This window comes from Aeromonas molluscorum (genome assembly GCF_051376105.1).
GTDB lineage: Bacteria > Pseudomonadota > Gammaproteobacteria > Enterobacterales > Aeromonadaceae > Aeromonas > Aeromonas molluscorum.
On the sequence record NZ_JBPQCY010000002.1, the window covers coordinates 989,130 to 1,003,496 of the forward strand.

At 56.2% G+C, this 14,367-nt stretch carries 12 protein-coding genes; 8 read left to right on the forward strand and 4 right to left on the reverse strand.

The features are described from left to right. Window positions 1–274 precede the first annotated feature (274 nt). From ACSMDR_RS15255 to ptsG, 3 genes are all read left to right on the forward strand, one after another. A complete protein-coding gene (locus tag ACSMDR_RS15255; RefSeq protein WP_005892024.1) occupies window positions 275–1,531 on the forward strand; it encodes a maltoporin in 1,257 nt (418 codons plus the stop codon). Window positions 1,532–1,622: 91 nt separating this feature from the next. Further along, window positions 1,623–2,600, forward strand: a complete 978-nt coding sequence (locus ACSMDR_RS15260) for a MalM family protein (protein WP_436468795.1) — start codon at window positions 1,623–1,625, stop codon at window positions 2,598–2,600. A gap of 426 nt (window positions 2,601–3,026) precedes the next feature. Then, the gene (ptsG, locus tag ACSMDR_RS15265; protein WP_005892031.1) at window positions 3,027–4,457 is read left to right on the forward strand and encodes a PTS glucose transporter subunit IIBC; all 1,431 of its coding nucleotides are present in this window, start codon (window positions 3,027–3,029) and stop codon (window positions 4,455–4,457) included. A gap of 257 nt (window positions 4,458–4,714) precedes the next feature. Here ptsG and ACSMDR_RS15270 read toward each other — a convergent pair whose 3' ends face one another. The 4 genes from ACSMDR_RS15270 to map form a co-directional block, all read right to left on the reverse strand. Continuing rightward, window positions 4,715–5,098 carry a DUF3461 family protein gene (locus ACSMDR_RS15270; RefSeq protein WP_005892033.1) on the reverse strand — a complete coding sequence of 128 codons (384 nt, stop codon included), beginning with the start codon at window positions 5,096–5,098 and terminating at the stop codon, window positions 4,715–4,717. A 337-nt stretch (window positions 5,099–5,435) separates the two neighbouring features. Next, window positions 5,436–6,263: a 2,3,4,5-tetrahydropyridine-2,6-dicarboxylate N-succinyltransferase gene (gene dapD, locus ACSMDR_RS15275; protein WP_005892035.1), complete on the reverse strand. Its 828-nt coding sequence runs from the start codon at window positions 6,261–6,263 to the stop codon at window positions 5,436–5,438. A 141-nt stretch (window positions 6,264–6,404) separates the two neighbouring features. Continuing rightward, complete coding sequence (gene glnD, locus ACSMDR_RS15280) at window positions 6,405–9,044, reverse strand: bifunctional uridylyltransferase/uridylyl-removing protein GlnD (RefSeq protein WP_436468796.1); 2,640 nt, start codon at window positions 9,042–9,044, stop codon at window positions 6,405–6,407. Window positions 9,045–9,097: 53 nt separating this feature from the next. Beyond that, a complete protein-coding gene (map, locus tag ACSMDR_RS15285) occupies window positions 9,098–9,886 on the reverse strand; it encodes a type I methionyl aminopeptidase (protein WP_005892041.1) in 789 nt (262 codons plus the stop codon). A 361-nt stretch (window positions 9,887–10,247) separates the two neighbouring features. Between map and rpsB the strand changes: the two genes are divergently transcribed. The 5 genes from rpsB (at window position 10,248) to uppS (ending at window position 14,358) form a co-directional block, all read left to right on the forward strand. Next, window positions 10,248–10,976 (forward strand): 30S ribosomal protein S2, encoded by a 729-nt coding sequence (gene rpsB, locus ACSMDR_RS15290; RefSeq protein WP_005892043.1) that lies wholly within the window; start codon window positions 10,248–10,250, stop codon window positions 10,974–10,976. 105 nt (window positions 10,977–11,081) lie between these two features. Continuing rightward, window positions 11,082–11,963 carry a translation elongation factor Ts gene (gene tsf / locus ACSMDR_RS15295; RefSeq protein WP_005892045.1) on the forward strand — a complete coding sequence of 294 codons (882 nt, stop codon included), beginning with the start codon at window positions 11,082–11,084 and terminating at the stop codon, window positions 11,961–11,963. 70 nt (window positions 11,964–12,033) lie between these two features. After that, window positions 12,034–12,768, forward strand: coding sequence for a UMP kinase (gene pyrH / locus ACSMDR_RS15300; protein WP_005892048.1), 735 nt, complete (start codon window positions 12,034–12,036; stop codon window positions 12,766–12,768). Window positions 12,769–12,951: 183 nt separating this feature from the next. Continuing rightward, window positions 12,952–13,509 (forward strand): ribosome recycling factor, encoded by a 558-nt coding sequence (frr, locus tag ACSMDR_RS15305; RefSeq protein ID WP_005892053.1) that lies wholly within the window; start codon window positions 12,952–12,954, stop codon window positions 13,507–13,509. A gap of 72 nt (window positions 13,510–13,581) precedes the next feature. Then, on the forward strand, window positions 13,582–14,358 hold the full coding sequence (uppS, locus tag ACSMDR_RS15310; protein WP_040318813.1) for a polyprenyl diphosphate synthase: 777 nt from the start codon (window positions 13,582–13,584) through the stop codon (window positions 14,356–14,358). Window positions 14,359–14,367 lie beyond the last annotated feature (9 nt).

Sequence of the window (14,367 nt, forward strand, 5' to 3'; positions counted from 1 at the left end):
GCGAATTAATTGATGACACCGTTTTCAGCTTGTGTGGTTGTAGTTGTTTTCTAATTATATTGGTGAGTTGTGGTTGTCTTGTACGCTAATTGAGGTGTTATTAGCTTGCAGGGGTAAGGCTGTGCTGTTTGTCCCTGTTTTGTGAATTAGCTCATGTTTGTGCCCATATCGCCTACCTATAATCGACCCCGGTTATCACCCAAACGTTTTTATGGTGATAGGAAGTTAAACCCAAGGATCACACACTCCTCAGCGGGAAATAAGGAAAATGAAAATGAAAGCAAAGTGGCTCCCGATCGCTGCAGCCGTTACCGCAGCCCTGGCTTCTCAAGCCGCCTTCGCCGTTGATTTCCACGGCTACTTCCGTTCCGGTGTCGGCATCTCCGAAGATGGCGACATGCAGACTTTTGAAAAGTTCAAAGTAGGTCGTCTGGGTAACGAGAACGAAACCTACGGTGAAGTGCAGCTGGGTCAGGAGGTTTATAACAAGGACGGCAAGTCCTTCTATGTCGACTCCATGGTCGCCATGGTCAGCAACCAGTCCAACGACTGGGAAGGCACTGGTACCAGCTGCAACTTCGACACCAAGCAGTGTGAAGATGACGCCACTTTTGCCCTTCGTCAGTTCAACGTCCAGGCCAAGGGCGTACTGGGCTTTGCCCCGGAGGCCACCCTGTGGGCCGGTAAGCGTTACTACCAGCGTCATGACATCCATATTTCCGACTTCTACTACTGGGATGTCTCCGGTGCCGGTGCCGGTATCGAGAACATTCAGGCCGGCCCGGGCAAACTCTCCCTGGCGTGGACTCGTAGCGATGCCGGTGAGCTGAACAACAACATACTGGACGTGCGTTACGCCGGTATCCCGCTGTGGAGCGATGCCTCTCTGGAAGTGGGTGCTGACTATGCCATCGCCAACCCCACCGACGATCAGGACAAAGTCAACGACGACATCAAAGATGGCGTCATGCTGACCGCCGAACTGACTCAGAACATGCTGGGCGGCTTCAACAAGACTGTGCTGCAGTACATGAGCGATAGCTATGCCACTCTGCCGGCTTACTACGGTGCCGGTAACTGGACCAGCCAGGATGGTGCCAGCGGCGATGGCTTCCGTATCATCAACTGGGGCGTGCTGCCGGTCGGTGACAAGGTCGAGTTTGGTCACCAGCTGGTTTATGGTCAGTCCAACGACGTGACCATCAACGGTGTGACTGGTTCTGATGCCGATACCTTCTCCGCCGTGATCCGTCCCATGTACAAGTGGGATGACATCCAGAAGACCATTCTGGAGCTGGGCTACTATCGTGATACCCAGGACGTCCGTGATCAGGACAGCAAGGACAGCAGCGGTCAGAAGTACACCATTGCACAGGCCTGGTCTGCCGGTTCCAGCTTCTGGGCCCGTCCGGAAATCCGCGTATTCGCTTCCTACCTGAAGTCCGGTGGCGATAACGGCCAGACTTTCAATGGCAGCAACAATGATGACAACACCTGGAACTTCGGTGTCCAAGCGGAAGCTTGGTGGTAAGCCCGACTTTCAGTTAAGTTAGTGACTGCCCCCACTTGGGGGCAGTTTCGTTTCGCCGGGTAACGGCCACCGGATAAGAGGGATAATAAGAATGACGCTGGTAAAGATGTCGATTGCCGCCGCAGTGACCGTCTGGTTGACCGGTTGTGCGGGTAATATGGGCGTGCCCTTGCAAGAGCATGCGGCCGTTCTGGACAATGCCGAACAGGCCAAGCAAGCCCTGTCGCAGGCCAGCAATTGCTGCGCTGGTTTCAATGAGTTCCAATACGCGAATCTGCCGGAAGGGGAGACCCTGCTTAGCCTGGATGGCAAGCAGCCCAGCTACCGTTTCGATGAAGGCATGAGCTATTTTGCCGCTTACCGTCTGCCCAAAGACACGGGCAACCTCTATATCCGCTTGGCCTCACAGGTTGGCAAAACCGTGCTGCAACCCAAGGTGATCATGTTGGATGCCAACTTCAAGGTGACCCGTGTACTGGGTGCCTCTGTGTTCGCTTATCAGCCAGCTCACCTGATGGATGCCGATCGCATCGAGGGCAAGGTGTTTGTCGATCGCAGCATGCCGGGTAATCCCGCCAGCGAGACCTATATGGTGGTCTATGCACCTGCCGATCAGTTGAGTGGTTCCACCACCATCTTGCATCCAGCCAAGGCCTTTGCTCGGGCCAATAACACAGTCGAACCCAATATCAAGGATCCGGTGATCCCGCACTCCCCCTGGGGACTGGTTCAGATAGTGGTCACCGACATGGCCAAGGCGCAGGGTATTGAGGCTGTGTTCAAACCTGAATATGCCGATAAAGTTGCCATGAGCCAGGGCCAGCAGGCCGCGGGTGTCGCGGCTACTACTGCAGTGGCAACCAGTACAGCCCTAGTGGCGACGGCGCCAAGCAAGCCTGCTCCTGCCATGCTGAGCGAGACAGAGGCGTTCTATCAGTCGCAAATAGAGAAAGCGGTCAAGGCCGGAGATATTGATAAGGCGATGCAACTGGTCAATGAAGCTGAGCGAGGAGGCTCTACTAGAGCCAAGTCCGTGTTTGTTGATGCGGTGAAAAAATCCCAGAAATAATAATGTGGTTTTTATCATCCACTATATTTATCAGGCCTCCATTGTCGGGGGCCTTTTTAATGGTTATATTGTTTCTACAAAAGAGAGTTAAGTGGTTACACTGGGTTACGTTGCGTTTCTTTTTATTACGAATGGAGATATTAAGATGCAATTTGAAACGGCGCTTTTCATCAATTTGAAATATAGTAGCATTGCCGATTTACAGCCGAAAAACGACATTTAACATTTATTCAAATCATCTTGTGATCTCCCCTCCAAATTTCCTATCTGCTAATTTCAGAGTAAAGAATTTCCCTTTTCTCTGGGTTATATTGTTCTCGTCAAAATAAAAAACACCCGATCCCCCTTTTCCGGTTAGCTTTCATCCCCATGATAGGCTTAACTTCGAATGGGTCCGTTAGGGAACAATCATTCAGGAGTACACACATGTTACAAAACGCATTCTCCAACCTGCAGAAAGTCGGTAAGGCGCTGATGTTGCCTGTATCGGTCTTGCCTGTTGCGGGTATCTTGTTGGGGGTGGGTGCCGCCCACTTTACTTGGATGCCTGAAATCGTCTCCCAGTTGATGGAGCAAGCCGGTGGCTCAGTGTTTGGCCAGATGGCGCTGTTGTTTGCTGTGGGTGTCGCCCTTGGCTTTACCAACAATGATGGTGTTTCCGGCCTGTCAGCCATCGTCGGCTACGGCATCATGACCGCCACCTTGTCTGTCATGGCGCCAGTGATGGGGGTCGACAAGATCGACACCGGCGTCCTGGGGGGTATCCTCGCCGGTGGCGTGGCCGCCTGGGCGTTCAACCGCTTCTACAAGATACAGCTGCCAGAATATCTGGGCTTCTTCGCTGGCAAGCGTGCCGTGCCCATCATCACCGGTTTCGTCTCCATCGGTCTGGGTGTGATCCTGTCTGTGATTTGGCCACCCATTGGCGGAGCCATCGCTGCCTTCTCTGACTGGGCTGCCAACCAGAACCCGGTACTGGCTTTCGGTATCTACGGCGTGGTTGAACGCTCCCTGATCCCGTTCGGTCTGCACCACATCTGGAACGTGCCTTTCTTCTATCAGGCGGGTACCTGTGTCAACGGTGCCGGTGAAACAGTACACGGCATCATGACTTGCTTCCTGACTGCCAACGATGCGACTCGTGCTGCCGGTAACGGCTTCGGTCAGCTGGCTGGCGGTTACCTGTTCAAGATGTTCGGTCTGCCTGCTGCTGCCTTTGCCATTGCCCATGCTGCCAAGCCGGAAAACCGTGCCAAGATAGTTGGTATCATGGCTTCTGCTGCCCTGACCTCCTTCCTGACCGGTATCACCGAGCCGATTGAGTTCTCCTTCCTGTTCGTTGCTCCTGTGCTGTACGCCATCCACGCCGTGCTGGCGGGTCTGGCTTATGTGCTGACCAACTCCCTGGGTGTTGTACACGGTCACACCTTCTCCAACGGCTTCATCGACTTCGTTGTACAGTCACCGCGTGCCGCTCACATGTGGCTGCTGGTTGGCCTGGGTCTGGTCTACGCCGCCATCTACTACGTGGTATTCAGCTTCGTCATTCGTGCCATGAACCTGAAGACCCCGGGTCGTGAAGACGAGACTGCTGAAGAGACGGTCAGCCAAAGCAAGGACGAGATGTCTGCTGCCCTGGTTGCCGCTTTCGGTGGTAAAGAGAACATCGCCTCGCTGGACGCTTGCATCACTCGTCTGCGGGTGGGTGTGAAAGAGGTAGCCAAGGTTGATCAGGCTGGCCTGAAGAAACTGGGCGCTGCCGGTGTGGTGGTGGCTGGTTCCGGTGTACAAGCCATCTTCGGTACCAAGTCTGACAACCTGAAAACCGACATGGATATCTGGATGAAGAGCAACTAATCCGCTTGCTTGACAGACAGATGTGAAGAGGGAGGCTTGTGCCTCCCTCTTCTATTTTGTCTGCCGGGGGGTTGTGATGGCGTGTGGCACAGAGCCCGCTTGCGTGACCCCGCAGCTGGGGTGGCCTCAATGATGTACTAGCCCCCTTGCACCAGGCAGACATTGGGCCAGGCCAGATGCCAGGCTGAGGTTGCAAGCCATACCAATAGCAAGGGCGCCATCAGGCGCCCTTGCTATTGGTATGGAGCAGGCCGTTGTCAGAGTTTTTCGAGATCCTTCTCTATCTCGCTGATCTTGTTGGCCACCACTTTCTCCAGATGACGCAGATCGCGCAGTATCTTCTTCTTGATGTCCGGGTCGGTCTGGCTATGGACGCCTTGGGTCAGGCTGTCGAGCTCATCGACCACATACTTGAGGTTGGCATTGATCTCGGTGACGTCCTTGTACTGATGGGTACCAGAGTCGACCAAGATGGTTTTGCGTTGCCTGGGGTATTTGAACTTGACGCTCTTGGCGAAAAACTCCCCCTTCAGCTTCTTGAAGTAGATCTTGAGGATGTCGTGGTTGGCTTCCTGACGCAGGGTGTAACTGTCCACTGCCGTGGGATCCTGGATCCCCAAACTCTTCAGATTTTCGTACATTCGACTATTTCCTTGGCTTAAACCCGTCTTGCCCAACCATGATAACCGAGAAAGCACGACAGGCCTGTGACTGGGACGCCAAAATAAAAAGAGGTCCGCACGAACCCGTTACCTGATGGCGAACACAGTGGCGCTTGCTCGTTGATATTGCTCTCTTGTGACGGAGCAAGATAGCGATAGGAGGGGCTTTCAACTCAATAACCCATCACTCGTCGGTCGCGGCAGCAGGGCGTCGATGCCGACATTGTGGCGAGCGACGTCCATGGGAGAAGACGCATCAATAAAAAGGGCGCCGACGGCGCCCTTTTTATGCAACGAGTCACGACTCGTCCAGTCGTTACTCGTCGATGGAGCGCAGCAGGGCGTTGATGCCGACCTTGGCACGGGTCTTGGCATCGACCTTCTTGACGATGACAGCCGCATAGAGGCTGTACTTGCCACATTTGGAGGGCAGGGAGCCGGAGACGACTACTGAGCCTGCAGGCACGCGGCCATAATGGATTTCGCCGGTTTCACGGTCATAGATACGGGTGGATTGGCCGATGAAGACCCCCATGGAGATGACGGAGCCCTCTTCGACGATGACACCTTCCACCACTTCGGAGCGGGCACCGATAAAGCAGTTGTCTTCGATGATGGTCGGGTTGGCCTGCAGGGGTTCCAGCACGCCGCCGATACCGACGCCGCCGGAGAGATGCACGTTCTTGCCAATCTGGGCACAAGAGCCGACGGTGGCCCAGGTATCGACCATGGTGCCCTCATCGACGAAGGCGCCAATGTTGACATAAGAGGGCATCAGCACGGTGTTGGGGGCGATGAAGGAGCCTTTGCGGGCTGTGGCCGGCGGCACCACGCGCACCCCCGCTTCTTTGAACTGCTCTGCAGTAAAGTCGGAGAACTTGAGGGGAACCTTGTCGAAATACTGAGCGTCGTCACCCTTGATGATGCCGTTGTCATTGATGCGGAAGTAGAGCAGCACGGCTTTTTTCAGCCATTGATGTACGACCCACTCGCCGGCAATCTTCTCGGCGACCCGCGCCTTGCCGCTGTCCAGCAACTCGATGGCTTGCAGTATGGCGGCTTTGGTGGCGCTGTCCACTGAGCCTGGGGTGATTGTGTCGCGGCGCTCGAAGGCCGACTCAATGATCTGTTGCAACTCGGTCATGATGGGGTTCCTTTATAAAATTCTGTTTGTTGTATCACACTTTTCCCGCCGGTTTTAAGGGGGAGGGCCGATTTCTTCACCCAAAACGCGGTTGGAGCTGGCTTGTCATGGTGTCCCGGCAGGCTGTGGGGGTCACTTGGTTCAGCTTTCTTGCTCCTGGGGGTTGAGCTGATGCACCAATTTCTCCTCCAGGGCGAGTTGTTCGGCCTGGGTCAGCGGCTCGCCGGCGCGATTGGTCAGGCTGAAGAAATCCTCTACCCGCTCGCCGATGGTGGTGATCTTGGCGGCATGGAGGCTGAGGCCGCACTGTTGGAAAACGGCACCGATGCGGGCCAGCAGCCCGGGGGTATCCAGTGCCGTCAACTCCAGCAGGGTGTGGCGGTTTTCCCCCTTGTGAGGCAGAAAGACAACCCGGGTCGGCACGCTGAACTGGCGATGACGGCGCGACAGTGGCTTGTTGCGCAGCACCAGCTTGCCCGGCTCTTGCAGCGCCTTCTCCAGCGCCTTTCTGATGGTGGCGGTGCGATTGGGGCTGATGGGCTCGCCATTGGGTTCCAGCACGATGAAGGTATCGAGGACATAGCCGCTGCGCGAGCTCATGATCTGTGCGTCATGAATGTTGAGGTTCTTCTGATCCAGAGCCGAGGCCACGGTGGCAAACAGATTCGGCGTGTCGCGGCAATAGATGAAGACTTCGCTGCCGCCTCGGGTCGGATGCTTGCCTATGGTGACCAGCGGCGTCTCGCCAGCTCCCTCCTGTTCGAGAATGTGGCGGCTATGCCAGGCGATCTGTTCCGGGCTGTGGCGCAGGAAGTAGTCCGCCTTGAAGTCGCTCCACAGCGCAGTGATGGAGGCATCGTTCAGGTGACGCTGGCTGAGCAGTTGCCGTGCCTGGCGCTGGTTCTCGCGGATACGCAGCCGGATATCGGGCGGGTTTTCCAATCCCTGGCGAAGTGCCTTCTGGGTAGTGAAATAGAGTTCCCGCAGCAGGGTGCCCTTCCAGTCATTCCAGAGGCTGTCGTTGGTGGCGCAGATATCGGCCACCGTCAGGCAGTAGAGCAAGTCCAGGTGCTGTTCGTCGCGCACCTTCTGGGCAAAGTCGGTGACTACCTCGGGGTCGTGGATATCCCGGCGCTGGGCGGTGACCGACATCAGCAGGTGATGGCGTACCAGCCAGGCGACCAGGCGGCTCTCGTAGCGATCCAGTCCGTGCAGCTGGCAGAACTCCAGGGCATCGACGGCACCGAGCTCGGAGTGATCCCCGCGCCGCCCCTTGGCGATGTCGTGGAACAAGGCCGCGATACAGAGCAGCTCGGGTTTGCGTAGCCGGTTCACTATCTCATGGCAGAGCGGATGGGTCTGGCGGCTGGCCGACGTGGGGAAGTGATGAATGTTCTTGAGCAGACGATGGGTGTGTTCATCCACCGTGTAGGCGTGGAACATGTCGAACTGCATCTGACCGACGATAAGGTTCCACTGGGGCAGGTAGGCCGCGAGGATCCCATATTTATGCATAAGAGTGAGCGGCTGGCCGATGCCGTTGGGATGGCGCAGCAGCGCCATGAACAGGCGACGACACTCGGGGATCTCTTGCAGCCAGCAGTCGAGTTTGCGGCGCGCCTCGCGCAGCTGACGCAGGGTCGCCGAGTGAATGCCGGCTATCTCGGGGTGTTGGGCTATCTGGTAGAAGAGTCGCAAGATGGCGGCGGGGTCCTGGGCGAACAGCTCGGCGTCGACCGCATCGATGAGTCGACCACGGAGCTGGAACTCGTCACTGATCCGGCGCACGTCCATGGCGGTGTTGCCAAGGATCGCCTCATCAAACAGTTGCAGCAGCATCTCGTTGAGCTCGGAGACCCGCCGCACCGTCTGATAAAAGCGCTTCATCATCTGCTCGACCGGTCTATTGCCTTCCCCCTCGAAACCCAGCATCTCGGCGACTGTGCGCTGGCGGTCGAACAGCAAGCGGTTGTCGCCTCTGTTGATGGCCATGTGCAGGGCAAAGCGTACCTTCCACAGGAAATTCTGGCAGTCGAGCAGCTCGCGATACTCGGCGCGATTGAGAAAGCCGTGACTGGTCATCTCATAGAGGGTGGTGGCGCCAAAATGGCGACGGGCGACCCAGGCCAGGGTCTGAATATCGCGCAGGCCACCCGGGTTGCTCTTGAGATCGGGTTCGAGTTTGTAGGCGGTGCCGAGGAACTGCTGGTGACGCTGGGCCTGTTCGGCGCGCTTGGCACGAAAGAAATCCTCGCTCGGCCAGAATACCTCGGGGCGGGTGGCTTGTTGGAGCGTCTCGAATCCGCCTAGATTGCCGGTGATATAGCGGGCCTCGATGAGGTTGGTGGCGACAGTGATGTCGGCCAGCCCCTGTTGGGTGCACTCGGCCACGTTACGCACCGACTGACCCACCTCCAGCTTGAGATCCCACAACAGGGCGATGAACTCGCCGATGCGCAGCCCCAGCCCCTCGTCCAGGTCATCACCGTCATAGAGGATGAGGAGGTCAATGTCGGAGTGGGGGTGCAGCTCGCCCCGGCCGTAGCCACCGACGGCAATCAGGGTGAGATGAGTCTCTTGATCGAAGCCGAATTTGTGCCACAACCGGGTCAGCAGCTGATCCATGTACAGGGAGCGGGTGGCTACCAGCTCAATGATGTTGTCACCGGCATCGAAGCGTTCGTGCAACCAGCCGAGGAAGCGGCTCAGGTACTCTTTGCAGTTATCCCGGCTGAGGTCATCATCGGGTAGCAGATGGGGGGAAAGCAGGCTGGCGTCCATGGCATCTCATCGTCTTGAAAACAAAAACCCCGGCGCTGGGCCGGGGTTTGATGTTAACCCTGTTTGATATGGCGGTCGATAGTGTCGTCCGGGCGAAGGGTGAGTACCTCGCAGCCATCTTCCGTCACCAGCAGGGTGTGCTCCCATTGGGCCGAGTCGCCGCCATCCTTGGTGGTGACTGTCCAGCCATCCTTGGGGTTGGTACGGCAGTGATACTTCTTGCTGTTGACCATGGGCTCTATGGTGAAGCACATGCCCGCTTTGAGCTCCAGTTTGCCGTTGTTGCGATAGTGCAGGATTTGCGGCTCTTCATGGAATTCGCTGCCGATGCCGTGGCCACAGTAGTCACGTACTACGGAGAAACCGGCCTGCTCGACGATGGGCTGGATCACGGCACCAATCTCGGTGATGCACATGCCGGGGCGGACGCGTTTGATGGCGGCGTACAGGCTCTCCTGGGCAACCTTGCACAGCTGGCGGCGCAGGGGGGTCGTCTGACCGACGATGAACATGGCGGAGGTGTCGCCGTGGTAGCCATCTTTGATGACGGTAATATCCAGGTTGATGATGTCCCCTTCCCGCAATTTCTTGTGGTTGGGAATGCCGTGACAGATCACATCGTTTACCGAAGTACAGATGGATTTCGGGAAGCCGTGATAGTTCAAGGGGGCTGGAACAGCCTGCTGGACATCGACGATGAAGTCATGGCACAGAGTGTTGAGCTCGTCAGTGGTGACGCCTGCCTGTACGTGGGGGGCTATCATCACCAGCACATCGGCGGCCAGTTGGCCGGCAACGCGCATCTTTTCAATCTCTTCCGGCGTCTTGATTTTAATGGACATGGGATCTCTCTTGCGGCCTGGTTCTTCGTCGGTATGACCGACAACAAGCAGGTAATGAAAAATAGATGCGTTTGCAATCAGGGCAAAATTTTATCCGCAACCTCCGCCGACTTCCAGTGTGATTGTCATCACAAGGTCAAATCCATGGCGCAGAGTCGACTCTGGTTAGCTATTTTTAGCGTGGCCGTCGGTGGCGCCAGCGGCAAACTTATGATATAAAGCGCGCCGGAACTGGAACTACTTGTCCCAGTTTCATCACCCTAATCAATAACACACACACATCGATACCTGTACCGGGGTGCCCCTTTGGGGTCGGTTACATGGGATGTGTGGAGGCCTAACCCCAATACAGAGGTATAAAATGGCTAAAGTTTCTATGCGCGACATGCTGCAAGCTGGCGTTCACTTCGGTCACCAGACTCGTTACTGGAACCCGAAAATGAAATCCTACATCTTCGGTGCCCGTAGCAAGGTTCACATCATCAACTTGGAAAAAACCGTTCCGATGTTTGACGATGCCATGAACTTCGTGAGCTCCGTTGCTGCCAAAAAAGGCAAGGTACTGTTCGTTGGTACCAAGCGTGCTGCGTCTGAAGCCGTCAAAGATGCTGCTATCCGCTGCGATCAGTTCTATGTGAACCATCGCTGGTTGGGTGGCATGCTGACCAACTGGAAAACCGTTCGTCAGTCCATCAAGCGTCTGAAAGATCTGGAAGCTCAGAGCCAAGACGGTACCTTCGAGAAGCTGACCAAGAAAGAGGCGCTGATGCGTACTCGCGAAATGGACAAGCTGGAGAAGAGCCTGGGCGGTATCAAGAACATGGGCGGCCTGCCTGACGTGCTGTTCGTTGTCGATGCCGACCACGAGCACATCGCTATCAAAGAAGCCAACAACCTGGGTATCCCGGTTGTCTCCATCGTTGATACCAACTCCAATCCGGACGGCGTTGATTACGTCATCCCGGGTAACGACGATGCGATCCGTGCCGTTCAGCTGTACCTGAATGCTGCTGCTGACACCGTACTGGAAGCTCGCGCTCAAGACATCGTTGTTCAAGCTGAACAAGATGGCTTCGTTGAAGCTGAGTAATTGATAAGGACTGTTAAAGCCCTTATTAACCAAGCTGATGTAATTGGTTAGCAGGGGCCCTTGTGGCCCCTGTTTCTTGTCAATTCAAGACCGAGGATACTGGACATGGCTAACGTTACTGCCGCCCTGGTAAAAGAACTGCGCGAGCGCACTGCCGCTGGCATGATGGATTGCAAAAAAGCACTCGAAGAAGCCAATGGCGACATCGAGCTGGCTATCGAGAACATGCGTAAATCTGGTCAGGCCAAAGCCGCCAAGAAAGCAGGCCGTATCGCTGCTGAAGGCGTGATCTTTGCCCGCACCGAAGGCAATGTTGCCGTCATGATCGAGCTGAACAGCGAAACCGACTTCGTCGCCAAAGATGCCAGCTTCATGGGCATGGGCCAGAAGATCGCTGATATCGCTGCGACCCAGAAAATTGCTGATGTTGACGCCCTGAAAGCGGCCGACTTCGGTAACGGTGAATCCGTCGAGCTGACCATCACCAACCTGATCGCCAAGATCGGTGAGAACATGAACCTGCGTCGCGTGATGCTGGTTGAAGGTGACAACTTGGGTACCTATGTACACGGTTCCCGCATTGGTGTTATCACCAAGCTGACCGGTGGCTCCGCCGAGCTGGCCAAAGATTTGGCCATGCACGTTGCTGCCAACAGCCCGCAATTCGTCAAGCCTGAAGATGTGTCTGCTGAAGTCGTTGCCAAAGAGCGCGAAATTCAGATCGACATCGCCATCAACTCCGGCAAGCCGAAAGAGATCGCCGAGAAGATGGTTGAAGGCCGCATGAAGAAGTTCACTGGTGAGGTTTCCCTGACTGGTCAACCCTTCGTCAAGGATCCGTCCATGACTGTTGCCGAGCTGCTGAAGAAAGAAGGTGCTGACGTTGTTTCCTTCACTCGCTTCGAAGTGGGCGAAGGCATCGAGAAGCAGGAAACTGACTTCGCTGCCGAAGTTGCTGCCCAGATCGCGGCTGCTCAGAAGGCATAACCGAACCGGTTTTAGCTAACTCCAGACCGCGACTTATGTCGCGGTCTTTATATGACCAGGAATCAGTGACATGAGTACCAATCCCAAACCTGCATACCGACGTGTTCTTCTAAAGTTGAGTGGTGAAGCCCTGCAAGGATCCGAGGGTTTTGGCATTGATCCGGCTGTACTTGAGCGGATGGCCCAAGAGATCAAAGAGCTGGTTGAGCTGGGTGTTCAAGTCGGTCTGGTTATCGGCGGCGGCAACCTGTTCCGTGGTGCCGGTCTTGCCAAGGCGGGTATGAACCGCGTGGTGGGTGACCACATGGGCATGCTGGCGACCGTAATGAATGGCTTGGCCATGCGTGATGCCCTGCATCGTGCTTATGTGAATGCCCGTCTGATGTCTGCTATCTCCTTGCAGGGCGTTTGTGATTCCTATAGCTGGGCCGAGGCGATCAGTCAGCTGCGCGCCGGCAAGGTAGTGATCTTCTCTGCCGGTACCGGCAACCCCTTCTTTACCACTGATTCTGCGGCTTGCCTGCGCGGGATCGAGATCGAAGCCGACGTTGTGCTCAAAGCCACCAAGGTCGATGGTGTCTACACCGAAGATCCGGTCAAGAATCCGGACGCCATGCTGTATCATGAGCTGAGCTACGACGAAGTGCTTGATAAAGAACTCAAAGTAATGGATCTTGCCGCCTTTACCCTGGCGCGCGATCATGATCTGCCAATCCGGGTCTTCAACATGAACAAGCCGGGTGCCCTGCGCCGGGTTATCATGGGTGAACCGGAAGGTACACTGATCCACCACGTCGGCAAGTAAGATGGCAGCGCACCGGCAGGCGCTTTGCTATTGATGATCAGTAGGCTAAGCCGACAGGTTCTTTAGCCCCGTGTGTCAGAAAATAAAGTAAAAGCTGAGCCGGAAGCGCTCTTATCCATTACGTCAGTAAATTAAGCTAGAAACGGACCCGTCGCGGGTTCGTTCGCCAAAAGGAAAACCACTGTGATCAACGAGATTAAAAACGACGCCAAGGACCGCATGTCCAAGAGCGTAGAATCGCTCAAATCCCAGATGTCCAAGATCCGTACCGGCCGTGCTCACCCGAGCCTGCTCGACGGCATCCAGGTTGAGTACTATGGCGCAGCGACTCCGCTCAAGCAGCTGGCTAACGTGGTGGCTGAGGATGCTCGCACCTTGTCCATCTCCATCTTCGATCGCTCGATGATGCAGGCGATCGAGAAAGCGATCCTGACTTCGGATCTGGGTTTGAACCCGTCCAGCAATGGCCAGACTCTGCGTGTGCCGCTGCCGGCCCTGACCGAAGAGCGCCGCAAGGATCTGACCAAGATCGTCCGCGCCGAGGCTGAAGGTGCCCGAGTTGCCATTCGCAACATCCGTCGTGATGCCAACGCCGATCTGAAAGCGCTGCTCAAAGACAAAGAGATCTCCGAGGACGACGACCGCCGTGCCCAGGAAGAGATCCAGAAACTCACCGATTCCTTCATCAAGCTGGCGGATGACGCCCTGGCCGTGAAGGAAAAGGAGCTAATGGAAATCTAAGCTTCTGACAGGTATATTACGAGCGCCGTGTAGTGCCCCTGCACGGCGCTTTTGTCTTTGTGGGAGAAATGAATGTCGCGTTTGGCAGCCTTAGGCGATAGCGCCAACCAGTGTCTGCCCCGTCATGTCGCCATCATCATGGATGGCAACGGGCGTTGGGCCGAGAACCGTGGCAAGATGCGGGTCTACGGGCACAAGGCCGGCGTCAAGGCCGTGCGGGAGACAGTTACCTTTGCCGCGCGGGCCAAGATGGATGCTCTCACCCTGTTTGCTTTCTCCAGTGAGAACTGGCGCCGCCCGGAAGGGGAGGTCAGTGCTCTGATGGAGCTATTCCTCACCGTGCTCGGCAGCGAGGTCAAGAAGCTGCACAGCAATGGCATCCGCTTGCGGGTCATCGGCGATACCTCGCGTTTTAGTGCGCGGCTGCGGGCCAAGATCGCCAAAGCAGAAGCGCTGACCGAGGATAACCAGGGGTTGACCCTCAATATTGCCGCCAACTACGGTGGTCAGTGGGACATTGCCCAGGCGGCACGTAAGCTGGCCGCAGCCGTGGCAGCGGGTGAACTTCAGGCCGAGGATATCACCGAAGCCCGACTGGGACAGGCCATCTGCATGGCCGATCTGCCCCCGGTCGATCTGCTGATCCGCACCGGTGGAGATCACCGCATCAGCAATTTTTTGTTATGGCAGCTCGCCTATGCTGAGCTCCATTTTACTCCTGTGTTATGGCCCGATTTTAACGAGGCTGAGTTCAGCGAGGCAGTTGCCTCTTTCGTGGCCCGCGAGCGTCGCTTCGGGTGTACGGGTGAACAGATCCGGGAATTGATCGCCGAGCAACAGACCGGCTAAACCCCGCTC

Excerpts from the sequence above, each read along its gene's own strand:
- uppS (WP_040318813.1), top strand. The coding sequence starts at position 13,582 with ATGTCGCGTTTGGCAGCCTTAGGCGATAGCGCCAACCAGTGTCTGCCC.
- pyrH (WP_005892048.1), top strand. The coding sequence starts at position 12,034 with ATGAGTACCAATCCCAAACCTGCATACCGACGTGTTCTTCTAAAGTTG.
- ACSMDR_RS15260 (WP_436468795.1), top strand. The coding sequence starts at position 1,623 with ATGACGCTGGTAAAGATGTCGATTGCCGCCGCAGTGACCGTCTGGTTG.
- ptsG (WP_005892031.1), top strand. The coding sequence starts at position 3,027 with ATGTTACAAAACGCATTCTCCAACCTGCAGAAAGTCGGTAAGGCGCTG.
- ACSMDR_RS15270 (WP_005892033.1), bottom strand. The coding sequence starts at position 5,098 with ATGTACGAAAATCTGAAGAGTTTGGGGATCCAGGATCCCACGGCAGTG.
- rpsB (WP_005892043.1), top strand. The coding sequence starts at position 10,248 with ATGGCTAAAGTTTCTATGCGCGACATGCTGCAAGCTGGCGTTCACTTC.
- glnD (WP_436468796.1), bottom strand. The coding sequence starts at position 9,044 with ATGGACGCCAGCCTGCTTTCCCCCCATCTGCTACCCGATGATGACCTC.
- tsf (WP_005892045.1), top strand. The coding sequence starts at position 11,082 with ATGGCTAACGTTACTGCCGCCCTGGTAAAAGAACTGCGCGAGCGCACT.
- dapD (WP_005892035.1), bottom strand. The coding sequence starts at position 6,263 with ATGACCGAGTTGCAACAGATCATTGAGTCGGCCTTCGAGCGCCGCGAC.
- ACSMDR_RS15255 (WP_005892024.1), top strand. The coding sequence starts at position 275 with ATGAAAGCAAAGTGGCTCCCGATCGCTGCAGCCGTTACCGCAGCCCTG.
- map (WP_005892041.1), bottom strand. The coding sequence starts at position 9,886 with ATGTCCATTAAAATCAAGACGCCGGAAGAGATTGAAAAGATGCGCGTT.